This window comes from Paenibacillus sp. FSL P4-0338, assembly GCF_038002365.1.
In the GTDB taxonomy this organism is placed as follows: Bacteria; Bacillota; Bacilli; order Paenibacillales; family Paenibacillaceae; genus Paenibacillus_AQ.
Genome location: NZ_JBBOCG010000002.1, coordinates 590,123 through 612,929, shown reverse-complemented (window position 1 = coordinate 612,929; position 22,807 = coordinate 590,123). Strand labels below are relative to the sequence as shown.

20 protein-coding genes are annotated in these 22,807 nt (G+C 53.3%); 6 read left to right on the top strand and 14 right to left on the bottom strand.

The window, feature by feature from the left end; translation table 11 throughout:
- Positions 1–96: 96 nt before the first annotated feature.
- Positions 97–558, bottom strand: a complete 462-nt coding sequence (bcp, locus tag MKZ07_RS26730; RefSeq protein WP_036700078.1) for a thioredoxin-dependent thiol peroxidase — start codon at positions 556–558, stop codon at positions 97–99.
- A 102-nt stretch (positions 559–660) separates the two neighbouring features.
- Between bcp and MKZ07_RS26725 the strand changes: the two genes are divergently transcribed.
- From MKZ07_RS26725 to MKZ07_RS26715, 3 genes are all read left to right on the top strand, one after another.
- Positions 661–1,719 (top strand): LCP family protein, encoded by a 1,059-nt coding sequence (locus MKZ07_RS26725; RefSeq protein WP_036700076.1) that lies wholly within the window; start codon positions 661–663, stop codon positions 1,717–1,719.
- A gap of 105 nt (positions 1,720–1,824) precedes the next feature.
- On the top strand, positions 1,825–3,141 hold the full coding sequence (locus MKZ07_RS26720) for a glutamate-1-semialdehyde 2,1-aminomutase (protein WP_341028601.1): 1,317 nt from the start codon (positions 1,825–1,827) through the stop codon (positions 3,139–3,141).
- A 240-nt stretch (positions 3,142–3,381) separates the two neighbouring features.
- Entirely contained in the window at positions 3,382–3,738 is a 357-nt protein-coding gene (locus tag MKZ07_RS26715; protein WP_341028600.1) for a hypothetical protein, read from the top strand.
- A 103-nt stretch (positions 3,739–3,841) separates the two neighbouring features.
- On the opposite strand, the gene MKZ07_RS26710 is transcribed toward MKZ07_RS26715, so the two are convergent.
- From MKZ07_RS26710 to MKZ07_RS26665, 10 genes are all read right to left on the bottom strand, one after another.
- Positions 3,842–4,294 carry a hypothetical protein gene (locus MKZ07_RS26710; protein WP_051493986.1) on the bottom strand — a complete coding sequence of 151 codons (453 nt, stop codon included), beginning with the start codon at positions 4,292–4,294 and terminating at the stop codon, positions 3,842–3,844.
- Positions 4,295–4,772: 478 nt separating this feature from the next.
- Positions 4,773–5,018 (bottom strand): hypothetical protein, encoded by a 246-nt coding sequence (locus tag MKZ07_RS26705; RefSeq protein WP_036700069.1) that lies wholly within the window; start codon positions 5,016–5,018, stop codon positions 4,773–4,775.
- A 9-nt stretch (positions 5,019–5,027) separates the two neighbouring features.
- Entirely contained in the window at positions 5,028–5,591 is a 564-nt protein-coding gene (gene def, locus MKZ07_RS26700; RefSeq protein WP_036700114.1) for a peptide deformylase, read from the bottom strand.
- 104 nt (positions 5,592–5,695) lie between these two features.
- Entirely contained in the window at positions 5,696–6,988 is a 1,293-nt protein-coding gene (locus tag MKZ07_RS26695; protein WP_036700067.1) for a stalk domain-containing protein, read from the bottom strand.
- A 265-nt stretch (positions 6,989–7,253) separates the two neighbouring features.
- Positions 7,254–7,544 carry a hypothetical protein gene (locus MKZ07_RS26690; RefSeq protein WP_036700064.1) on the bottom strand — a complete coding sequence of 97 codons (291 nt, stop codon included), beginning with the start codon at positions 7,542–7,544 and terminating at the stop codon, positions 7,254–7,256.
- Positions 7,545–7,559: 15 nt separating this feature from the next.
- A complete protein-coding gene (locus MKZ07_RS26685) occupies positions 7,560–8,447 on the bottom strand; it encodes an inositol monophosphatase family protein (RefSeq protein ID WP_036700061.1) in 888 nt (295 codons plus the stop codon).
- Between the two features lie 258 nt (positions 8,448–8,705).
- On the bottom strand, positions 8,706–9,734 hold the full coding sequence (uvsE, locus tag MKZ07_RS26680; RefSeq protein ID WP_036700059.1) for a UV DNA damage repair endonuclease UvsE: 1,029 nt from the start codon (positions 9,732–9,734) through the stop codon (positions 8,706–8,708).
- Complete coding sequence (locus tag MKZ07_RS26675; RefSeq protein ID WP_036700056.1) at positions 9,731–10,048, bottom strand: hypothetical protein; 318 nt, start codon at positions 10,046–10,048, stop codon at positions 9,731–9,733. Before MKZ07_RS26675 ends, uvsE begins: the two co-directional genes overlap by 4 nt.
- A gap of 47 nt (positions 10,049–10,095) precedes the next feature.
- Positions 10,096–11,187: a D-alanine--D-alanine ligase gene (locus MKZ07_RS26670; protein ID WP_036700054.1), complete on the bottom strand. Its 1,092-nt coding sequence runs from the start codon at positions 11,185–11,187 to the stop codon at positions 10,096–10,098.
- 19 nt (positions 11,188–11,206) lie between these two features.
- The gene (locus MKZ07_RS26665) at positions 11,207–12,235 is read right to left on the bottom strand and encodes an amidase domain-containing protein (protein ID WP_341028596.1); all 1,029 of its coding nucleotides are present in this window, start codon (positions 12,233–12,235) and stop codon (positions 11,207–11,209) included.
- A 308-nt stretch (positions 12,236–12,543) separates the two neighbouring features.
- On the opposite strand from MKZ07_RS26665, the gene acnA reads away from it, so the two are divergent.
- Positions 12,544–15,288, top strand: coding sequence for an aconitate hydratase AcnA (acnA, locus tag MKZ07_RS26660; RefSeq protein ID WP_076161307.1), 2,745 nt, complete (start codon positions 12,544–12,546; stop codon positions 15,286–15,288).
- A 93-nt stretch (positions 15,289–15,381) separates the two neighbouring features.
- Here acnA and MKZ07_RS26655 read toward each other — a convergent pair whose 3' ends face one another.
- The 3 genes from MKZ07_RS26655 to MKZ07_RS26645 all read right to left on the bottom strand — a co-directional run bounded on the left by MKZ07_RS26655 (position 15,382) and on the right by MKZ07_RS26645 (position 19,709).
- Positions 15,382–16,395, bottom strand: a complete 1,014-nt coding sequence (locus MKZ07_RS26655; protein ID WP_036700048.1) for an ABC transporter substrate-binding protein — start codon at positions 16,393–16,395, stop codon at positions 15,382–15,384.
- 176 nt (positions 16,396–16,571) lie between these two features.
- Positions 16,572–18,791 (bottom strand): response regulator transcription factor, encoded by a 2,220-nt coding sequence (locus MKZ07_RS26650; RefSeq protein WP_305954402.1) that lies wholly within the window; start codon positions 18,789–18,791, stop codon positions 16,572–16,574.
- Between the two features lie 165 nt (positions 18,792–18,956).
- Positions 18,957–19,709 (bottom strand): IclR family transcriptional regulator, encoded by a 753-nt coding sequence (locus MKZ07_RS26645; protein ID WP_036700045.1) that lies wholly within the window; start codon positions 19,707–19,709, stop codon positions 18,957–18,959.
- A 284-nt stretch (positions 19,710–19,993) separates the two neighbouring features.
- Here MKZ07_RS26645 and MKZ07_RS26640 point away from each other — a divergent pair, with 284 nt between their 5' ends.
- Both MKZ07_RS26640 and MKZ07_RS26635 read left to right on the top strand, forming a co-directional pair.
- Positions 19,994–20,992: an alpha/beta hydrolase gene (locus tag MKZ07_RS26640; protein WP_036700108.1), complete on the top strand. Its 999-nt coding sequence runs from the start codon at positions 19,994–19,996 to the stop codon at positions 20,990–20,992.
- Between the two features lie 187 nt (positions 20,993–21,179).
- Positions 21,180–22,367 (top strand): Fe-Mn family superoxide dismutase, encoded by a 1,188-nt coding sequence (locus MKZ07_RS26635; protein ID WP_341028591.1) that lies wholly within the window; start codon positions 21,180–21,182, stop codon positions 22,365–22,367.
- Positions 22,368–22,807 lie beyond the last annotated feature (440 nt).

The following is a 22,807-nucleotide window of genomic DNA, read 5'->3' as shown; positions in this document are numbered from 1 at the left end:
ATTTGAAGTAATATGAGGCAACTATATCACGAGTGAGCGTGGCTATAGCTGTTAGAAAAGTAACAGACAAATACAATTAATTCCCAGCACACTTAATTATTTCACGATTTGTTCTAATGCGGCCTCTACATGGCCCTTCACTCTGACCTTTCGCCACTCCGCTCTCAGAATGCCTTCCTCATCAATTAGAAAAGTAGAACGGACAATGCCCATGAATTCCTTGCCGTAGAGCTTCTTAAGCTGCCATACGCCGAATAATTCACTCACCGTATGCTCCTCATCGGACAATAGCGGAAAGGGCAGGCTGTTCTTGGCAATAAATTTGCTGTGCGAGGCCAGAGGATCGGCGCTGATTCCCAGGACAACTGCCCCATTCGCAGTAATCGTATCGTGGGCATCACGAAAATCACAAGCCTCTTGAGTGCAGGCCGGAGTACTGTCCTTGGGATAGAAATAGAGCAGCACCTTCCTGCCGCGATAGTCGCTTAAGCTGATGCTAGCCCCTGTTGAGACAGGGAGTGTGAAGTCCGGAACCTTGTCGCCTATAGTGATATTCATTTATTATTCACTCCTTGTAATATGGTTAATGATTTCTGAAATTGCGTGTCTTCCCAAAAGAAATTATAATGTAGAGAATGTGAACTGGAAAGGACGAACGAAATGCCGCCAAGAAAGAACCGGCACGCAAAAGCCGGCAAGTCAAAGAAGAAAACGCTGCTCTGGACTCTGGCAATCATACTCCTTTTAATTATCGGAGGTCTGGTTTACTATTTCACTGCTATTTACAACCAGCTCGATAACCTCCACAAGACAGGCGAAGATTCTCCGTGGGCCAATGTACCGACAGCCTCGGCAGAAGCCGTAAAACCTCCCGAATGGGAAGGCACAGAGCCGGTCAACATCCTGCTTATGGGCGTGGATGGCCGCGGGGTGAAGAAGGGCGAGGTGCCGCGTTCCGACACCATGCTGGTAGCCTCACTTGATCCGGTAAAGAAGAAATTCTATGTCTTCTCTATTCTGCGTGATACGTATGTTGATATTCCCGACCACGGGACCCAGCGGATCAATGCCGCCATTACTTACGGACCCAATACGGCGATGCAGACGGTAAGCGACCTGCTCGGCATTCCGATTCAATATTATGTCTATACCGATTTCCAGGGCTTCATTAAGCTGGTGGATGCCGTGGGCGGTGTGGACTATGAGGTCGAAAAGGACATGCGCTACACCACTAAGGCAGACGGGCCTGAATACGATATTGATCTCAAAAAAGGCTTCCAGCACCTGGACGGAAAAATGGCGCTGCAATATGTACGCTTCCGCCATGATGCCACCTCCGACTTCACCCGGACCGAGCGCCAGCGCGGCTTCCTTAAGGCGGTGGCGGACAAGGTGATCAGCACCACTTCGATCATCAAGCTGCCGAATATTCTCGGTCAGGTTACGCCTTATATCGACACGAACCTTGACGCGAGCGACATGTGGAAGCTGGGCGCTGTAGGTTATGACAGCTCTATGGGCGGCAGCGAGCAGATTCCGCCGATGAAGCTGATCCGGGAGAAGACCCTCAAGGACGGCTCCCAGGTGATAAGCTTCAGCAGCGAGAAGGCACTGAGGCAGTTCGTAGAGGATACACTCACTGCACCAGAACCATCGCCAACTCCTGGAGCAGAGGCTTCACCAGGCAGCAGTCCTACAGCATCACCGGGAACAAAGTAACATCCAATATAACCATGCTTGGCACACGGGGCGGGCGGACAGCGGGAATCAGCCGCGGTTCGCCCTTTCCCATGGGCGCAAGCCAAGAAGAAAGGAACATTATCTATGAACCGCAGCACATCAGAACAGTTATACGAGGAAGCTCTCCAGCATATTGTCGGGGGTGTGAACAGCCCCTCCCGCTCCTTTAAGGCCGTAGGCGGAGGAGCTCCTGTCTTCATGAAACGCGCCGGAGGCTCACGCTTCTGGGATGAGGACGGCAATGAATATATTGATTATCTGGCCGCCTACGGCCCGATCATAACCGGACATGCCCACCCGCATATCACCACTGCCATTACAGAGGCCGCGCAGAACGGCCTGCTCTACGGAACACCAACCCGGCTTGAGATCAAGCTGGCCAAGATGCTGAAGGAAGCCATTCCTTCGATGGACAAAGTACGCTTCGTCAACTCCGGTACAGAAGCCGTCATGACGACCATCCGCGTCGCCCGTGCCTACACCAAGCGCAGCAAAATCATCAAATTCGCCGGCTGTTATCACGGCCACTCTGACCTTGTGCTTGTAGCCGCAGGCTCAGGCCCGTCGACCCTGGGCATTCCAGACAGCGCAGGCGTTCCGGCCAGCATCGCCCAAGAGGTCATCACCGTTCCCTTCAATGATCTGGATGCCCTGCGTGAAGCATTGGAGAAATGGGGCCAGGATGTAGCTGCCGTTATGGTTGAGCCGATTGTCGGCAACTTCGGTATGGTTATGCCGCAGCCGGGCTTCCTGGAAGGCCTGTGCAAGCTGACGCACGAGAACGGCTCCCTGGTTATCTATGATGAAGTCATTACCGCCTTCCGTTTCCACTATGGCTCCACCCAGACCTATACGGGTCTTGCGAATCATGAGGAGATCATTCCCGATCTGACTGCCCTTGGCAAAATCATCGGCGGCGGGCTGCCGATCGGCGCTTACGGCGGCCGCAAGCATGTCATGGAGCAGGTCGCTCCGCTCGGTCCTGCTTATCAGGCCGGCACGATGGCCGGTAACCCCGCCTCCATCTCAGCAGGGATCGCCTGCCTGGAGGTGCTTAGCGCAGAAGGCGTCTATGACGAGATGGAGCGGCTGGCCATCCGCCTGACCGAAGGACTTCAGGCATCCGCGGGCCGTCACGGCATTCCGCTGACCATCAACCGGATACGCGGCGCATTCTCTACGCATTTTTGCAGCCATCCTATTACGAATTATGAGGAGGCGCAGGATACCGATGGTGAAATGTTCGCCCGCTTCTTCCGGCATATGCTGAGCCGGGGCATCAATCTGGCCCCGTCCAAATATGAGGCGTGGTTCCTGACCACAGCCCACACAGACGCCGACATTGACCTCACCCTCGAGGCGGCAGAGGCTTCGTTCGCGGCTATGGCTGCGGAGAAGTAATCGATTTTGACCGTATAGAAATGCCCCCCATGCCTGGCATGGGGGGCATTTTTGATTATTGCAAAAATTTAAATTTACTTTGGGTTCTTCCGTGCTCGAATTAAACGCATGGATTGTGGTTTCCACATCGGTTTAATCACGCTCTGATATCACTGGTAATTTTCTCGTTTATATCATTTAATTCAATAAAATGTTAAAATAATCAAGTGATTAATTCCAATATGGGAAGGGTGTCTGCTCTTGAAGAGCAAAAAAGATCGGGTTTCTTTACTTACCATACTTTTGGCACTTTTACTTATCAATCTATTTGGTGATTCTTTAAATTCGTTGATTTGGATGCATTTTACGTTATTCATGAACTGCATCTTGGTTCAAGCTGTTTTTCTTCAATTATCGAAGATATTGAACTCAAAAACAAATCGTGTCCTGCGTTTTGTACTGACCCTTTTAGCGTTATTGACTGGTCTAAGTACATTTGTTGTTATACTCTATTCCCCCATGGGATCATTCAATCGAGTTTTCTTTTTTAGTTTACAGCTTGTCATCACCTATGCTGAAGCAATCCAGCTTAAAGATGAATATAAGAAACAAGCATAAAAGAAAAACAAGTTGATTGAAATAGCTTCTTTAGAATAAAAAAAGCCCACTGCAAAAAGGGAAAAAAGCGTCGTGCAGCTAGCTGCACGACTTGTACTTTTAATTAATATCCTACTGCTTCATAAGATGTAGTTGTATAGTAAGTCCAATAGCTCATAGTAGGATTGACAATTAACTTTTCCCAAGTTGTTACGGTAACTTTAATTCTACCGAATGATCCGGAATTATCGACTAAAACATGTAGGATTTCAGCAAGTCTGTTTTGGTCTGTGTAATTAATGATCTGTTCAATAAGTTTTGTTGTAGTCACTACGAGTACAGCTAGACTTAAAAATCCAGCAACTTGAGGTGGAAGTTTTGCCGCAAGAATTTGTTTTATGCGACCGTAACCGTAGGTGGCAATAGCCCATCCAAGTCCCGTTACGCTTTGACCTACACTACTTTCAATCATGGCATTAATTTGGTCTTTCGTAAAATAAACTGTTTCCGTTGAACGAACGTTTGGACTGACTACACCTGCTACATTTGAAGAGGTGATTGCTTGTTGATCTGACATTGTAAATCCTCATTTAGGTTTCAAATGAAGACAATAAGGGAGTCAGAGAAAATAGGCTACTCCCAAGCCTACATACTCTGTTATTGCCTTTCACTATTAAGGGTATATCTCGCAAGTAAAAAACAACCTGATTTATTAAATACTTTATTTCCTTCTGAAAGCAGCTCCGTGGATCTTACCGGCGTCGTCCCCCTCGGAAGGCGATAGCCATCCTTTTTTTGCTTCCGTTATTCTTTGAAACGAAACAGCGGCAGTCTAAGACTTAATCAATAAAGTCTTAGACTGCCGCCGATTATTGTTGTGAAGAAAAGCTAATCGAACAATTTGCTCTGGATGAGTCCGCGAAGAAGTTACTTAAGTAATAACCTGTTGGCCATCTCCATGGTATACTTATTCACAAAAAGTAGATCTGCTTGTCCAAAGTGACCTACTTGAGATGGGGTCGTCTAATCCCCCACCCCTCAGATGGAAATCCTCACTACTCCCCACTCTTCCGCCGCCCATACACAAACAGCGCCGCCACCACAAGCGGGGTCACCAGCCGTACGGCAAGCGGCATGCTCCCGCCCGTAAAGGCGACCACTACATAGCTTATCACGATGGCTGCTTCGGACATCAGATGCTTGTGAAAGGTTCCTTGTCTCATCCTGTAGATGAACACCAGGGCGATGACTACGGCCAAGCCTGTGTAGAGAAGGGTTAACGGTAATCCATCAATATTCATATCCCGCCGCTACTTGCCCTTCTGCTCATACAGGCTGCGGATTTCCACATCCTGCGGAAGCTTGAACGGGTTCTGCGGATTGATCCGGTCATAGAACATCATTCCGTCCAGGTGATCCATCTCATGCTGGATGATGATCGCCTGATAGCCCTTGAATTTCTGGGTAATCACCTCGCCGTTCAGATCAAAGCCCCTGACCTTCACAGACTCATAACGCGGTACGAAGCCGTGCACCGGCCGGTCCACAGACAAGCAGCCCTCGCTCTCCGGCAGATAGACCATCGCCATCGAATGGCTGATAATCTTGGGATTCACCCAGGTATATTCCACATTCTTGCCATTATCGTCCTTCAAATACATGACAAACATCCGCTTCGATAGTCCGATCTGGTTAGCGGATAAGCCTACCCCTGAACGCAGCTTATATTTGGCAGACATTGCCGCATCCTGACTGTTCTTCAGAAACTGCATCATGCTCTGCAGCGCACCGCGGTCCTCCGCCTGCAGCGGCAACTGTACCGGTTCCGTCACCGCACGCAAGACAGGGTCGCCTTCCCGTATGATATCCTCCATCGTGATGATGTAATCAGCATTATACTTTGTACTAGACAACTAGGTTCATCCACCTTTTCCACTACGGGACTGATTTGATGATGCTATGGTTAGATTATGCGCAATTACGGATTAATAAAAGCTGTCCGCAGCTTACTGCTGTAATTCACATCGAAGCCCAGTCCGGTAGCAAGCGCGGCGAGCGGAAGATAGGTTTTATCCTCTTTGCCAACCTTATGCAGAAATGCCGGGGTATCGATCGCCACATCCGCACCGTTAACCTTCATAGTTTTCGAGCCGATAGTAATAACTACCGTTTTTCCGCCGTAAATTACGGTCGCACTGGAGGTTTTGTTATCCCATTTGCCTGTTGCCGAGGCCGCATTCAGAATATCCTTCAGCGCCAGAAAATTCTGCCCATTCTTCAGAATCGGCTTATTGGGCGTATTCAGTTCTTTCCCCTTCACCACGATGGACATTGGCACCGTCTCTGAAGCCATCGCCGTTACTGCTGGCATACGGTATTCCCCCCATTGCAGTTCAGCGAATACAGTGGCAATCCGCTCATAACCAAGCTGCGTAGGATGGAAGTCTGCCGCCCCTGCTCCGATGATATGAGTTAGCGATCCCTCTACACCGGCGAACTTTTCGGCTACATGAGCTACCTTAAGAGGCGCGCCTGCCTGGTTCAGGGTAGCCGCGATATTCTCAGCCGCGATGGTGAACTGTGCAGCCGCATTCATCAGTTTGTCATACGAAGCCCCCAGGGCGATTCGCGGAGCAGGCTGATACTGATCGGCCAGCAGAATGGTTGCCTGCGGATTCACTTCCCGAATATTCTTCAGCAGTGCTGTTACATTATTGCTGTATTCCGTCAGACGCTCCGCAAGCTGGGAAGCGAAATCGGCATCGGTCAGCGTCTTGTAATTCAAGAACAGGCTGCTGACATCATTACCGCCGATGGTAATGGTGATCAGATCCGCCGCAGCGAGCTCCGTTCTAATCTGCGGGGCCAGCGCAGCAAATTGCAAGGTACGCGGATCAGACAGCCCCGGCTGAATGGCCTCCGGCGTAATAGCCGCACTGTCCTTAATAGCTCCGGTATATTGAAGCAGCCCCGCTGTCTTAAGGCCCAAGATGCCGTAATTCTGAAGCTCACTTCTCCCGTGATACCAGCCCTGCTCCAACAATCGCTCAGCGTATCCGTACGGCTTCACGCTGGGATCAGTCATCCCCGGCTCATACCCGGCAGTAATGGAATCTCCAAGTGCTACGATACGAAAGACATCCTGCTCCGTTCCTTGCGCCACGGCTGCTGCAGCGGCATCCGCCGGACCTGCATGCACATTGATTAATACGGTGAACAACAGCAGTCCGCTAGCAGAAGCTGATATTAACCTTCTCCATGTCTTCAGCATCGTATTCCTCCTAAATTAGTATAATTCTATTCTAACATCCCGCTCCGCCCCTGTGGAAACAGCTTTGCCGTCTTTTTATAAATATAAGAATTTATAGGTTTCGCACGATAACTTATCCTTCTCTTTCTCGCTGAAACGGTGCCGTCCTTTAAAAAGGACGGCACCGCCGTTTCCACTTGAGCTGGTAGCGCTTCACTGGCTTATCTTTGCGCAAAAGAGCGGTCTCCCGATGATTCGGAAAACCGCTCCTGTGGATAACAGCAGCTTATTGCTCCCCGCTGCTAGATTCTGAAGATTTCTTCGGTCGGCCAGTGCTTGGCGGACCGCTTGCCTGGTCTGAGCGCTTTACATATTTATCATACCGGTCATCCAGCTCATAGGCGATTTTGCGGTAACGAAGCGTCTCTTCGACTATAGGGTCAAGTGTAGTCTGAATGCGGATCTCATACTTGGGGGAAATTTGACGAATCTCCTTGGCTTGCTGATCGGCCTGTTCCATCTCGCCGTCCTCCAGAAGCTCGCTTAGCCTCCGCTCCAGATCTTCCTTCTCATTCATACGTTGTAAGCCCCCCTACTGCTTCTTGAAGCCTGTGGCATCTGCAGCCTGCAGGGACGTAACCAGATAATCATGAATTCGTCCATTGCTTGCGACCACATGGCGTGTGCCGATATCGTAGGGATCGCCCAGCGTGTTCGTGACCTTGCCGCCGGATTCCAGCACCAGCAGCACCCCCGCCGCACAGTCCCAAGGGCTTAGTCCAACCTCCCAATACCCGTCCACTCGTCCGGCAGCAACATAAGCCAGATGCAGTGCCGCCGATCCTCCGGCACGAATACCGCGGACCTGCGGCATAATCTGCTGCAGCCCGGCCATATTCGCCGGCTGGGCCAGCACGCGGTCCGGCGGGAAGCCCATGGCGATCAGGCTGTTGCCCGGCAGTGTCTCCGCTGATACCTTCGTAGGAATCCCGTGCATGTATGCACCCTTCCCCTTCTCGGCCACGAACATCTCGTCCCGGATCGGATCATAGATAACGCCTACCGTAAGCTCTCCCTTAACTACCAGAGCAATCGATACGCAATAGAACGGGAAGCCATGCACGAAATTGGTCGTACCGTCTATCGGATCGACGATCCACAGATACTCATGCTGCCGCGCTTCATCCAAGGCAGCCGTCAGTGCCTCGGCACCGGGCTCAACACCCTCCTCGCCAAGGATGGCATGGTCGGGATAATGGGTCAGGATCAGCCGGCGGATCATCTGCTCCACACCCTTATCGACCTCCGTGACCAGATCCTGGGCCGATGTCTTACTGCCCAGCTCCTTCACCTGGCCTTGTCTGCTCTTGATCCATTCCCCCGCTTTGGCTGCAGCATTGATGGCTGCCGCCGTATGTCCCTTGCTTGTAACTACATAGGGCTCCCGTTCATTTCGGTTATCAGGACTTACAGGACTCATCTCTTCACTCCGCTTTCTTTGAGCATGATTGTTCTCCCGGGGAACGCTGTTTCCGCAGGATACCATTTCTCTGCCTTAGAACATGATTGCTCAACTTTCTTTCAACGTACCTCATTTCGGCCGGTTTATCAAGTCATGACTGGTGCCGCTAACGGGCCTGGCCGGCAAGTTTTTTGCCAGTTATGGTTCAAATATAAGAATGTATATGTTTCACGCTATACATTATCCTTCTATTTCTCGCTGAAACGGTACCGTCCTTTAAAAGGACGGCAATGCCGTTTCCACTTGTATATTCACGCTGGCTCCGTTTAGTACCATAATTCCATTCCCGCCCTCTGCCAGTCCCTTCATCTCCTCCATCAGACCAAACAAGGCGCCATCCTTGTGCTTCGCCTCAATCATCACATCTACAGCCGGAGTATCCGCAGCAATCCGCTTCAGGAAAGCAACCAGCGGTGCCGGCTCCACCCCATCGGCATGGCTGCGCGGATCAGACGGGCTGCGCGGGCTGGACACATGGATCTTCGGCGGCAGATGACCACCGGGCGGCACATCCTTCAGCGCCAGAGGGCTTGTCCATGTCTTAAGAATCTCCGGCCACAGCTCCCAGGGGAGCTCGCCTTCATTGTTGACCCATTGGTGATGGATATCCAGCACCATCGGCAGTCCCATTCTGCGGCAGACCGCAAGCGTCTCCACCGCGTTGAACGTCTTGTCGTCGTTCTCCAGTGTCATCCGCTCTCTAAGTGCAAGCGGCAGTGCAGAGCATTGCACGCAGAAGCGTTCCGCAGACAGAGGCTTGTCCCCGTAAGCGCCGCCGATGTGAATATTGCTCTTAGCCGTCGCCGGCAGCCCCATCGCGTCCAGCATGTCCGTATGATGCTGCAGATCACGGATCGAGCTTGCAAGCACCTCCGGCCGCGGCGTACTCAGCACCGTGAAGTGATCCGGGTGGAAACTGACACGCAGCCCGTGCTTCTTCACATAGCTGCCCACCACAGCGAATTCCTCCGCAAGAGCATCGAGAGGATTCCAGTCTGCGAGATCAGGATGGGTTGCCAGCGGAACAAGCTTAGAAGTAAGCCTGTAGACCTCAATATCCGAGCCGACATTATGCTTCAGCAGACGGAGCGTATTATGCAGATTCATCCGGGCAATGGATTCCAGCTTGCGAAGTCCCGCTTCCCGGTCGCCCAGCTTGTTGAAGCTTGCCATAGTCATCGTTTTGGAGGGAGAACAGTCCGGAATCACCGTAGACATGGCGACATAGCCGAAGCGGACAATCATCCCTCTTCCCCGAAGAACATCTCGTAGGCAAGAGCCGTCTGAACGCGCGACTCTTCCTCATTCAGCTTACGGACCAGATCCATTTCCACCGCCGTAACCTCATTGCCCTGAAAATTAATTTCTGCAATCGACGCGGAAATTTTGACAATTGCCACCGCAACATTCTGCGGATTATAGGCGATAACCTTCTGGCCGGTCGGATAGACACGGAAGCCCTGCTTCACCATCTTGGTACGTCCGTACTCCAGCAGTTCGTACAGCTCCTGCTCATTCTTGAACTTGCACACCGAATTGAATTCTGATTGAAACCCCATGCTTCTCTCTCCTTCCCGGCCGGAATGCTCCCGCCGATCACCGTGGTTTATTCATTATCGTACTTCAGGCCCTGTCTGAACCGGTAACGCTCCAGCGCCAGCGCGATCATACGGTCCAGCAGCACTTTATAGGACACACCCGTCTCACGCCACAGCAGCGGATACATGCTGAACGGGGTGAAGCCGGGCATGGTATTCACTTCATTAATAAGAATCTTGCCGTCAGACCTCCGCAGGAAGAAGTCGGCCCGGGTAATTCCGCTGCCCTCAATAGCCTTGAAGGCCAGTATCGCCGACTCGCGCAGACGGTCCGCTACCTCGGGATCGACAGGTGCAGGGATCAGCATCTGTGATTTGCCGTCAGTGTATTTGGCCGCATAATCATAATATTCACCGGAAGAGACGATTTCACCCGGAACCGAAGCCTCCGGCTCCTCATTGCCGAGTACCGCCACCTCCACTTCCCGCGCATCCACGAACTCCTCAATAATCACCTTCGTGTCATAGCGGAAGGCATAGTCCACAGCCTTGATCAGACTTTCCTTGTCGGTGGCCTTGGAGATCCCTACGCTCGAGCCCAGGTTGGCAGGCTTGACGAATACCGGGTACCCCAGCTTATCCTCCAGATCTACAATCAGCTCGTGCTTGTGCTGTCTCCAGTTCACAGCATTGAAGTAGCAATAGTCACATTGCTCAAGCCCCGCCTCGCCGAACAGCTTCTTCATGACCACCTTATCCATGCCCGCCGATGAAGCCAGCACACCTGCACCGATATACGGGATATTCGCCATCTCGAACAGTCCCTGAATGGTGCCGTCCTCGCCGTTCGTACCGTGCAGCAGCGGGAACATGACGTCTATTACCTGCTCGCCTCCGCTAAGCCCGCTGAACAAGGTATTCAGGGCCGAGCCCATATCTCCGGCCACCCCAGACAGCTTAAGCTGCTCAATCGCGGAGAAGGGAGCCTCCAGCACTGCACCTACCTTCCATACCCCCTGCTTGGAGATATAGAACGGAATAATCTCATATTTATCGTAGTCAAAAGCGTTCATAACCGCATAAGCCGTCTGCAGCGATACCTCATGCTCTCCGGATTTGCCGCCGTACACCAGTCCTACGGTAGTTTTAGCGTTCCCCATGCATTAACCTCTTTCTGAACTATAAATAGTCATTAATATGAAAAAAACGATAAGCCGTCCGGTCCGTCCAGGCGTAGGAATCCTTGTAATCCCAGAAGCGGTGACGGCTGCTAACCGTCCGCGCATTCACCAGCGGCTGCCCGCCCGCATCAAAAGCGGTAACGATCGTGCTGTGCTGATAATGTCCGTTGCCGTCCCAGTCATACTGAATAATGTCGCCCAGCTGAAGCTGCTCCGGCCGCTCGACAATCTCCGCACGCAGCCCGCTGCCGCGGCTCCCGCTCAGATAACGCTGCAGGCTGTCGGAGACCGCCCAGCTGAAGCTCCACCATTCCTGGGCTCCATTATAGCCCTTGTACCACCAGCCCGTTTCTCTTTTACCAGTATAGTTGATAGGTGCTCCCCCTGCAAAGAGACATTGGGAGACATAATTGGTGCAGTCCACCTCAAAAATCTCGAACTCCGGATTCCCTTCCTTCCACCAGAGGTCGGCATAGGCTGCGACTTCCTCCCGGCGGTAGCGCACCTCCCTTGCACCACTTGCGCCTTTCAGGACACGGCGGTTCAGCAGCGGCTGGGACGGACGCGGATCGGGCAGAGCCTCCCCCCACTCCGAGAGCCGCAGTGCCGGATCTTTCTCCACTACCTTGCGCACCCCGCTCCGTTCAGGCACACGGTGCTCCACATTCACAATCTCCCAGCCGCCCTTTTCACGTACAAAGGTCAGGCGCTCCGACTCCACCACATCCTCACGGTGGGTCATCCCGCCCTTCTCATAATAGAAGGCGCTGTGCAGCGCCACATCGGCGACCACCTCTGCTGGATTCTGCCGCACGGTCCGCAGCGTCCGCACCCCCGTCTCCCCGCGCAGCGGAGTAATGCCCCGGGAGGTGTACCACTGGGCGATCCGGCGGGAGCGCGTGCGCTGTTCGTCAAGGAACCGGGGGTCCCTGATCGTGGTATGGCGCGGCTCGGCGCCAGGTGCAACCCGCCCCTTGTTCAGCTGGTCCACATAGACATAGAGACTTTTCTTCCACTGCTGCTCCATTCATACTCCGCCCTTTCGTTCACAGATAAGAATGTATATGATGTAAGCTAAGAATATTCCTTCACGGTTTCACCGCCATAATGGCTGCTGTCCTATGTATATGAAGGATTGCTTGCACCTATACGGAAGCTGGAGCGATTTAACTGCAAGGAAGTCAGGGGCTGAGGGTTCTATGCATCCGTGTGAACCCTGAATATACCTTACATCAAGGAGCAAAAAAAACTTTACTCCCCCCATTGTAAACGTTATACTTAAAGTATAGTAATTATGAAATGTAGTTTCACCAGATGAAACGAGGAGGCGCATATATGCCAAGCAAGGACCATTTTTCATTGGCCAAGAACCTGAACTCAGGTGGCAAAACTTATCGCTACTATCATTTGAACGCTCTGGAGGAGCAGGGTGCAGGCGACATTTCCTCCCTGCCATTCTCCATTAAGGTATTACTCGAAGCGGCTGTCCGCCAATATGACGGACGGGCGATTACAGAAGAACATGTTAAACAGCTGGCTAACTGGTCTGGCGGCATTGACCGCAATAAGGAAATTCCGTTCATTCCTGCCCGGATTGTCCTGCAGGACTTCACCGGCGTGCCTGTAGTTGTCGATCTCGCGGCTATGCGCGATACCGTCAAGAAGGCGGGCGGTGACCCGAAGAAGATCAACCCGCTTGTACCGGTTGACCTTGTTATTGACCATTCGGTTATGGTTGATGCGTTCGGAACGGCAGATGCCCTTGAATATAATATGAACGTAGAATTTGAGCGTAATGAGGAGCGCTACCGCTTCCTGCGCTGGGCACAGACCGCCTTCAATAATTTCCGTGCGGTTCCTCCGGCAACCGGAATTGTGCATCAGGTGAACCTGGAGTATCTGGCTTCTGTAGCGGCCACTAAGACCATTGACGGAGAAACTGTTGTCTACCCGGATTCCCTGGTCGGCACGGATTCCCATACTACAATGATTAACGGCCTTGGCGTAGTGGGCTGGGGCGTCGGCGGAATCGAGGCTGAAGCAGGAATGCTGGGACAGCCGCTGTATTTCGTTACCCCGGATGTCGTAGGCTTCAAGCTGACCGGAAGTCTGATGGAAGGCGCTACAGCTACCGATCTGGCCCTTACCGTTACCCAAATGCTGCGCAAAAAAGGCGTAGTCGGCAAGTTCGTCGAATTCTACGGTCCGGGTCTTGCGAACATCAGTCTGGCAGACCGTGCGACAGTAGCCAATATGGCTCCTGAATACGGCGCTACGATCGGCTTCTTCCCTGTAGATGAGGAGACGCTGGCCTATCTGCGCAGCACCGGACGACCGGATGAGCTGGTAGAGCTGGTGGGGGATTATTATAAGGCGCAGGGTATGTTCCGCACCGCAGAGACACCGGACCCGGCATTCAGCGATGTCATTGAGCTGGATCTGGCTTCAGTGGTTCCCAGCCTGGCCGGACCGAAGCGTCCGCAGGACCGGGTAGAACTTACCCATATGAAGGAGAATTTCGAAGGCATTATCCGTACACCTGTTGACAAGGGCGGCTATGGCCTCAGCGATGAGAAGATTGCCGAATCGGTGGAAGTGCAGCATAAGAACGGAAGCAGCAGCAAGCTCACCACAGGAGCGGTTGTCATTGCAGCCATCACGAGCTGTACGAACACCTCCAACCCGAGCGTAATGCTGGGCGCAGGACTGCTTGCCAAGAAGGCTGTAGAACGCGGTCTCACCAAACCTGGCTATGTCAAAAGCAGCCTCACTCCCGGATCGCTGGTCGTTACGGAATACCTGCAGAAGGCTGATCTGCTGAAGCCGCTGGAAGCGCTCGGCTTCTACCTGGCCGGCTACGGCTGCGCCACTTGTATCGGTAACTCCGGCCCGCTGCCGGATGAAGTCAGCGAAGCCATTACAGAGCATGATATGACGGTTGCCGCAGTCATCTCCGGGAACCGTAACTTCGAGGGCCGCGTGCATGCCCAGGTTAAAGCCAACTATCTGGCTTCACCGCCGCTGGTTGTCGCCTACGCCCTGGCTGGCACAGTGAATATTGACCTGAAGACCGAGCCGCTGGGCTATGACCCGCAGGGTGAGCCTGTCTTCCTGGCCGATATCTGGCCGACTACAGCCGAGATCCGCGAAGCCGTAGCGCTCTCGCTCAGTCCGGAAATGTTCCGCAGCAAATATGAGAATGTATTCACGGCCAATGAACGCTGGAATAACATTCCGGTACCGGAAGGCGAGCTGTATGAATGGGATAACAACTCCACTTACATTCAGAATCCGCCATTCTTCGAGCATCTGGCAGACGGTGCCTCTGACATCCAGGATATCAAGAGCTCGCGCGTGCTTGCGCTGCTTGGCGATTCCGTTACTACCGACCATATCTCACCAGCCGGGAATATCTCCACTTCCGGTCCAGCCGGAGAATATCTGCGCGGTCATGGCGTGGAACGCGCTGACTTCAACTCCTACGGCTCACGCCGCGGGAATCATGAGGTGATGATGCGCGGTACCTTCGCCAACATCCGTATCCGCAACGCAGTGGCTCCTGGAACAGAAGGCGGCGTAACCACCTTCCTGCCAAGCGAAGAGGTCATGTCGATCTATGACGCCTCCATGCTGTACCAGTCGGCCGGACAGAACCTGATCGTTATCGCCGGTAAAGAATACGGCACAGGCAGTTCCCGCGACTGGGCTGCGAAGGGGACACTCCTACTCGGAGTCAAAGCCGTCATCGCTGAGAGCTTCGAGCGGATTCACCGCAGTAACCTCGTCGGCATGGGTGTGCTGCCGCTGCAGTTCCAGGAAGGCCATGGCTGGAGCAGCATGGGGCTGACCGGACGCGAGACCTTCGACATTACCGGTCTTGACAACCATGTCCTTCCCGGACAGGAGCTGACAGTCACTGCTACCCGTGAAGACGGCACCCAGTTCGACTTCCCGGTCATTGCCCGTCTCGACAGCAGCGTAGATATCGATTACTACCGCAATGGCGGTATTCTGCAGACAGTACTCCGCCAGATGCTGGCTGATGCTACAGCTTCGGAAGCGGCTCAACCGGTAGAATAAGTTGACTTCATAAGGATAGTCATTATACAAGCTGCGCCGGTATCAGATTTCAGTCTGATACCGGCGCAGCTTTTTGTCTTATTCAGGAATGCCCTATTTGACTGACAGCAGGCTGTTCGTAATGAAATCCAGCTGTTTCTCCAGGGAGATCGGGTCATTGTACGTATCGGCAGCAGGATTCAGCATGAACACATTCCCTGCCTTGACTGCCGGAAGCCCCTTCCACAGCGGATTGTCATAGACAATCTTCGGGTCTGTATTATCCCCTGACCATTGGCAGGTGAAGATAATGTCTCCGGCAAAGTCCGGCAGCTTCTCCATGGAGATGGTAGCCCAGCCTGTTCCGCTGTCGATGGCCTCCTTCTGCGCTTCAGCAGGAGCCTTCAACCCGAACTCACCATACAGAATCTCACCACCCCGGCCATAGTTATGTCCAAAGACAAACAGCCCCTTGGCATATGGATTCAGGATAGATACCGTCTTATTACCCACAGCAGCCTGCACCTGCGGCTTCAGCTCAGCAATACGGGCCTCCCACTGGGCGATCCAGGCCTTAGCTTCATCATTCTTGTTCACCAGCTTGCCGTAGTCGAGCATCTGATCCTTATAATTTTTGGCGCCATATTGAATCTGTACCACAGGCGCAATTTCCTTCAGCTTATCGATGCCTTCTGTTCCGGTATACACAATAATCAGGTCAGGGTCCAGGGCCAGGATATTCTCCGGGGTGACATCGTCACCCAGCCCTTCTGCACCTCCAAGCATCTCTGCAAGATACGGACTATCCTTGGCTCCTTGCATGACCCCTACCGGCTTCACGCCCAGCGCCAGAAGATATCCTGTATAAAAGGCTGTAGTATCCACGATTCTCTGCGGATTCTTAGGTACTTGAACCTCACCGGCGCTATCCTTGAAGGTAACCATCTCTGCTTCAGCGGAGGGTTCACCAGCAGCCGGAGCAGCCGTGGGTGCTTCGGAAGGTGCAGGTGCATTCGCTGCCGCCCCGGAGCCAGAGCCGGAGTTATCCGATGATCCGCAGGCTGCCAGCAGGACAGCCATGACGAGAGTAAAGACAATCAGGACAAGACTTTGTTTAGAGTATCGCAAGATAATCCCCCTATGTATATATGATATTGATAATCATTATCATTAGTAATATATCACAGAGTTTTCAGGCTGACAACTCTCCCGGAATTTTCCGCAGCAAAAATCCCCTTTCACTGGAAAGGGGATTTCATTTCTCCTGGCATACGCAGATAAATTTTCGCAGCCTCAGGAGGCCTTCAGGACATCTCGATACGTTCGGAATCGAATATTCTTTTATAGACCAGAGCTATGATCTGTGAACGGTCCGTCACGTCCATTTTATTAAAAATGCGGCTTAGATGATTCTTGACGGTATGCTCACTGATAAACAGGGCACTGGCAATCTCCTTATTCGTCTTGCCCAGAATAATCAGCTCCAGCACTTCCTCCTCGCGCGGTGAGATTCCCCATTCCTCCTTGGGCGTCTTCAGCGCTGTACTGTTCAGCAGCTTCCCTGCCGACACGCCTCTTCTGGCAGGCATCGCTTCCGAGCGGCTGCGCAAGAAGGATTGGAAGGTAGTGCGCGGCTCACTGTAAAGCTCCCCGACCACATGATCATCCAGATAGAAGCGGGAGGGGGTCAGCCACTCCAGATCCGTGTCCGCCAGCAGCTCCTTGTCCGCGCCTCGGCCTGCATGATGAAGCACCAGCACGAGCAGTTGGGCCGTGACAGAGACCGAAGGCTTATTGATCTCAAAATAGAACGAAGCAAACTGGTCCACCTGCTTCAGTAAAGAAAGCTCCTCCGGGTAGAATCCGTACCCATGCAGGAATTCCAGCCTGAACGGTGCCAGCAGGGCAGCCGTTCTCATCTGCTCTGACTCCCGCTCCGGCAGCCCTGTATAGCGGGCAAGCTCATACGCCATAGCAGAAGCCTCCGCCGACAGGCGGTGCAGCTCGGGATTACTGAGCCGGAGATAATGAAGCGTCTGCCCGGTGAAGACCCCTGCCTGCTTCATATGTCTGGATTCCTTCTCGATCAGACGAATCGAAGTACTCGCCAGACTGGCCAGACAGCTTGTTAAGGACAGCCACTCCTCAGCTTCGCTGCGGCGTCTGAAGCCCACGGACAGAATGCCCTTAAATACCTTCTCGGCAATCAGCGGACATTCGAGCAGGACCTGCCCCTCCGCCTCCCCGTTGAGGATCGCAGAAGAGAGAAAGGCCTGCGAGGAGTACCGGGACTGGAGGTCATAGATATACGGCGCAATTTCCTCCGGCCTCCATCCCTTGGCGTAATGGGTCTCCCCCGGCTGCTCCTCGAAAAATACGAGTACCGATGACGGGAAGAACGGCATGCCCATAATCATATCCAGCAGCCCGGTGCCCAGCTCCTGGGTGGATGCGGCCTGCGGCAGCAGGCGGGCAGCTTCCTTCAAACGCAGGGTGGCCTCCCTGCGCAGGGCTTCACGCTGCACCAGTTGCTCTCCCCGTCCGGATAAGCCCAGGAGCGCAGTAACATTCTGCTCATGCTGAGCATAGTCCTGTATCGGGCGGCTCTTCCCAAAGCCCACAGCGAGCAACAATGCTCTCTTCCCGCTGTGAATTCTCACCGGATAACATGACAAATATTCCGGCTGCGTCATCCCGCGCTGGGTGAAGAATAACGATCTTGAATCTTGGGCAACGCTCTGCCAATGCCTGGGCTCCATGCCTAGAACTGCCTGTCCCAGAAAACCGTCTCCTTGCTGGAACCCGGCATTCATGAGGAGTCCTGCTTCTTTGCCGGCAGAATATTTCACCTTGAACTGGCCGGCCTCCTCCTCTTGGGCAAAGGCATACAGCTCTGCATCAGATAACGTACCGGCCATCTGCTGCAGCACAACCTCTATCTTCAGGAACTCACTCTCCAGATTGGATAACAGCTGGGAAATCAGCAGACCCCGTCTCTGTTCCAGCGGCTTCACTGCACACCCCGCCAGCAATTTGGAGAGCACATTCCCGAGCACACTCAATTTCCCCCTGATGCTGGCGATACCTTCCCGGCTAAGCTCAGGCATGGCGGCCAGTACATCCTTCAGCATCTCATAATCCGGGTGATTCCGCATCTTGGCCTCGAACGCCCGCAGTACAAGCCCGCGGGTGCCTTCTTCCATATATAAGCCGGACCATAAATAGTACGTCTGTCCATAGTCAGGAACCAACGGACTGACCACATACTTCAGCCCGGGGACCCACTCCTCAAGTATGGCAGGATATGATAAGGGGCCCAGTCTGAGCAATGCAGGCTCGAAGGGCCGCTCTATGTCCTCTAAAGATTTAAACATCTTCTGATAGAATATTCCGGACAGCGTGGGGCGGGTAACCACATTCCCAGCCTGATCCGTAAGCACAAGCGCCTGACCCGTAACAGAGCCGAACGTATCCTGGAGCTCTTGAATTTCTCCCATCAGTGAATCGGGTATAACTACTTTCATCCCATCACCTCGTGCACTGGATTCCTCTTATTTCTTCAATCTCAATTTAGCTAATCATTACTAATGATAGTCCATTTTAACTAGATATACAATGAATGTCGAAGGCTGAATAGCCTTCATTTCCTAAAGTTTTCCTGCGCCGATCTGCTGCCGGAGGCCTCCAGCTCAGCTCATCATTAGGCCCATTTCAGCAGCGGCCTCAGCCAAAATGACAGCATATTCCTCCAGAGTCTCCCGCGACAGACGACTGACCGGGCCGGACAACGAGAGCGCTGCTACCACGCCCCCGGCCCGGCCGGCGATAGGCACAGCCACGGCTGCCGCTCCCGGCTCCCGTTCCTCGAAGCTGGTCGCATAGCCGCAGCGGGTAATCTCCTTCAGCTGCTCCAGGTACAGGCTGCGGTCTACGCTGTCCGGCCATGCGGGGTCGGCCAGCAGCCTGACCTGCACTTCCGGCGGCGCGTAAGCAGCCAGCACCTTGCTGGATGCGCCTACCGAGAGCGGCAGCCTTGCACCGATCTGGGCTACCCGGCGGATAGCCTGGCGGCTCTGCACCGCCTGAATGCGCACACGCTCCAGATTGTCGCGCAGATACAGGCTGACCGTCTCGCCCAGGCGGTCGCGAAGCCGCTCCATGGCGGGCAGCAGAAGCACCGCCGGCTCGTTCAGCGTCGGAAGATGTGTGGACAGCTCCCAGATGCGGATACCCAGGCGGTATTTGTCAGTCCCGTCGTCCCGCTGCAGGAAGCCCTTCTCCTCCAGTGTGGTCAGCAGGCGGTGCACTGTGCTTTTATGCAGGCCAATCTTCGCAGAGATCTCCGTCAGACTAAGGTCGTAATCATCATTATCCTGAGTAAAGCACAGTAATATATCCAGTGCACGTTCTACGGCGCGTACAGTCAGCTTCCGGTCTTCCACCCCGATCTCCCCTTCACATGTTTCACCTATTGAAACCCGGTTACATAATTATTAAGATATCCCTATCTTAGTGCAAAAGCCTAAATAAAGTCCAGCAGATTCCGTATCCATAATCAGCCGCCGCAGTTTACAGTTACATTACAAAAGGACCATTTCCATTGACTTTGTAAGGGCATAAATTTACGATTAAATATATGAACTATTCATGCTCTGAATCATGAAACTTTCCAGGAGGGGACCTTATGAATCTGGCAACTAGTCATCCCGGCGCGCCGGTCTCCCGTATGCCTAACGAGGATAAGCCCGCTTCGTCAACCTTAATTCCGATTCGGATGATACGTGTCAAGCACATCATTGTGGCACTGCTGTTATCCGTATTCTTCTTCTTTGTATTCTGCTTCATCGCCCTGCATGCCTATATCGCCTGGGTGCTCTCGAATCCTACCGTAGCCCCGCTCTACTCCAATCCTTATCAGGCCAAGGGGCTCGCCTACGAGGATATCAGCTTCCCTGCCAAGGACGGCAGCCGGATGATGGAGGGATGGTATATTCCTTCCAAAGGAGCTACCAAAACCATTGTCTTCAGTCACGGCTACGGCGCGAACCGCGAAGAGAGCTGGGTTCCCATGTATGATCTTGCCCATTATGCACACAGTCTGAGATTCAATGTCGTCATGTTCGACTACGGCTTCGCCTCCAAGACCGACAGGGACATCGCAACCGGCGGCAAAAAGGAATCCCAGCAGCTGCTCGGAGCCATTGAGTTCGCCAAGGAGCAGGGGGCAGATCAGATTGTGGTCTGGGGCTTCTCGATGGGCGCAGGCACCGCCCTGCAGGCAGGACTTGTAACCAAAGATGTGGATGCGATGATTCTGGACAGCACCTTCCTGCTGGAGCCGGACACCCTGTACCATAATATCAAGCAGAACATCAATCTTCCCCGCCAGCCTTCGCTGGAGATTATGGAGATGCTCTTCCCGGTGCTGAACGGCACAGGACTGAATCAGATTCCTTACTCCAAGGTCAAATCGGAGGATTATCCGTTCCCGGTGCTGTTCATGCACGGCACTAAGGACGATAAGGCACCTTATCCGATTGCCGAGGAGCTGGCGGCGAATCAGAGCAATCCGTATTCGGATTCATGGATCGTGGAGAACAGCCATCATGAGCTGCTGTTCCGCGAGCACCCGCGCGAGTATCTGCGGCGGGTATCCGCTTTTCTCGGGAATGTACAGCTGGCCCAGATCAGCGGGAGCCACAGCAATCCAACCGCAAGTAAATAAGCTTCTTATCGTTACCCTAAGGCATGTGCAGATGTATCTTGTGATACATTCTGTGCATGCCTTTTTACTGTGCGTGGCACCAGGTCCTCCAGTCCACCGCGATTCCCCGCACAGGCTAGTCTCATAAGCTGTTCCTCTCTGGCATATAATGGACCGATGAAACTTTAGGACGGGAGGACTACATGTCATGCCATATGTATTCGTTGCACCGCCGCCAGTACAGATTCTAGGGGAAATCGCCTTCTGGAAAAAACAGGAGAAGGAGCATGCCGAGGTTCTAATTCAGATCATCCCACGCCTGGAGGAGCCTTATGTGAAGCTGCTGGAGGACTGGGCCATTGTATTCCTGGCTACAGAACAGGCGGCCCAGCATCTGCTTTCCACTCCGCAGGCACCGGACACTGGCGGTCCCGGGAGTCCATCCGCCGAAGCCGGGCTGCTGCTGCACACCGCCTGCGACCAATCCGCCGAATTCATCAGGCACCTTAAGGCCATGAAGGAGGCCAGCGCCGCCGTCAATGCCTTCCCCCTGGCAGGAACCACGCTGCTGCACTTCATCCGGGAGTCTGAATACTTCCTCGCTGTGCTGGCCGCTCTGACCCCTGCGGACTACGGGCCCGGGATGCTGCGGATGAATCCGCCGGAGCAGGCTGAAGCCGCTCCTTCACCCGATCCGGCTGCAAGCGGAGAAAGTCTTCAGGGAACAGGAAGCTTCGCAGTTCCGTTATGGGAATCCCGCGAGGCAGGCCCGGTTCCCATCGGCGGGCATACGCTTCCCCCTCTGCCTTATGTTTATAATGCACTGGAGCCGTATATTGACGAGAAGACGATGATCATCCATCACGACAAGCATCATCAGAGCTATGCAGACGGACTGAACAAGGCGGAGAAGAAGCTGGCGGAAGCGCGCCTGAGCGGCGACTTCGATCTGGTTAAGCATTGGGAGCGGGAGCTTGCCTTCAACGGGGCTGGCCATTATCTGCATACAATCTTCTGGAATGTCATGTCCCCGCAAGGCGGCGGCCGTCCCTCCGGTGCGCTGCTGGACGCCATAGAACGCAGCTTCGGAAGCTATGAAGCCTTCAAGGCCCAGTTCACTGAGGCCGCGGGTAAAGTCGAGGGCGGCGGATGGGCCCTCTTGGTCTGGAGCCCGCGCAGCCGCAGACTGGAGATTCTGACGGCTGAGAAGCATCAGAATCTGTCCCAATGGGATGTCATTCCGCTGCTGGCACTAGATGTGTGGGAGCATGCTTATTACCTCAAGCATCAGAACAACCGCGCCGATTACATCCAGGACTGGTGGAGAGTCGTCAACTGGCCTTATGTCGCCGAGCGCTACGGGGCTGCCCGCAAGTTGGTCTGGGAGCCTTTTTGAGGCTCTGCGGTGTATTCGGTTTTAAGCATACAACTAGCCCGTGTACCCTCAGCGCGGCATATTGTATTCGGTTTTTCGCGTTCCGGTTCCGCGTATCTCTCGCCCATTCTGAGGGTTTTCACGCGCACCGACCGCTTGTATGGAGCGGCCATTGTTGCACTTCTTGCAAGATTTCTCTAAAAATATTGCTGGTTGCAGTACATTGTTGCATCATTTGCAGGAACTTCGGTGTTTAGAGCCAGTTAGCACTGACTTTGTTGCATTTCGTGCAGAATTTCCACATAGGCAGCTTTTATTGGGCTGCAATGTTGCACTTCTTGCAGAAATTTTCTAAATTTATTAGAAGGTGTGGAGTATTGGGTGACGCACCTTCGCGCGAGCACAATGTATGCTGTATTTCATATACATTTGGTCCATATGCCTGCTTGCGAGCACAATGT

Coding starts and splice junctions, on each gene's coding strand:
- MKZ07_RS26720 (WP_341028601.1), top strand. CDS start 1,825: ATGAACCGCAGCACATCAGAACAGTTATACGAGGAAGCTCTCCAGCAT.
- uvsE (WP_036700059.1), bottom strand. CDS start 9,734: ATGATTGTCCGCTTCGGCTATGTCGCCATGTCTACGGTGATTCCGGAC.
- MKZ07_RS26710 (WP_051493986.1), bottom strand. CDS start 4,294: ATGTCAGATCAACAAGCAATCACCTCTTCAAATGTAGCAGGTGTAGTC.
- MKZ07_RS26635 (WP_341028591.1), top strand. CDS start 21,180: ATGCCATATGTATTCGTTGCACCGCCGCCAGTACAGATTCTAGGGGAA.
- MKZ07_RS26640 (WP_036700108.1), top strand. CDS start 19,994: ATGCCTAACGAGGATAAGCCCGCTTCGTCAACCTTAATTCCGATTCGG.
- def (WP_036700114.1), bottom strand. CDS start 5,591: ATGGAGGATATCATACGGGAAGGCGACCCTGTCTTGCGTGCGGTGACG.
- MKZ07_RS26695 (WP_036700067.1), bottom strand. CDS start 6,988: ATGCTGAAGACATGGAGAAGGTTAATATCAGCTTCTGCTAGCGGACTG.
- MKZ07_RS26665 (WP_341028596.1), bottom strand. CDS start 12,235: ATGGAGCAGCAGTGGAAGAAAAGTCTCTATGTCTATGTGGACCAGCTG.
- MKZ07_RS26690 (WP_036700064.1), bottom strand. CDS start 7,544: ATGAATGAGAAGGAAGATCTGGAGCGGAGGCTAAGCGAGCTTCTGGAG.
- bcp (WP_036700078.1), bottom strand. CDS start 558: ATGAATATCACTATAGGCGACAAGGTTCCGGACTTCACACTCCCTGTC.
- MKZ07_RS26725 (WP_036700076.1), top strand. CDS start 661: ATGCCGCCAAGAAAGAACCGGCACGCAAAAGCCGGCAAGTCAAAGAAG.
- MKZ07_RS26685 (WP_036700061.1), bottom strand. CDS start 8,447: ATGAGTCCTGTAAGTCCTGATAACCGAAATGAACGGGAGCCCTATGTA.
- acnA (WP_076161307.1), top strand. CDS start 12,544: ATGCCAAGCAAGGACCATTTTTCATTGGCCAAGAACCTGAACTCAGGT.
- MKZ07_RS26705 (WP_036700069.1), bottom strand. CDS start 5,018: ATGAATATTGATGGATTACCGTTAACCCTTCTCTACACAGGCTTGGCC.
- MKZ07_RS26670 (WP_036700054.1), bottom strand. CDS start 11,187: ATGGGGAACGCTAAAACTACCGTAGGACTGGTGTACGGCGGCAAATCC.
- MKZ07_RS26650 (WP_305954402.1), bottom strand. CDS start 18,791: ATGAAAGTAGTTATACCCGATTCACTGATGGGAGAAATTCAAGAGCTC.
- MKZ07_RS26675 (WP_036700056.1), bottom strand. CDS start 10,048: ATGGGGTTTCAATCAGAATTCAATTCGGTGTGCAAGTTCAAGAATGAG.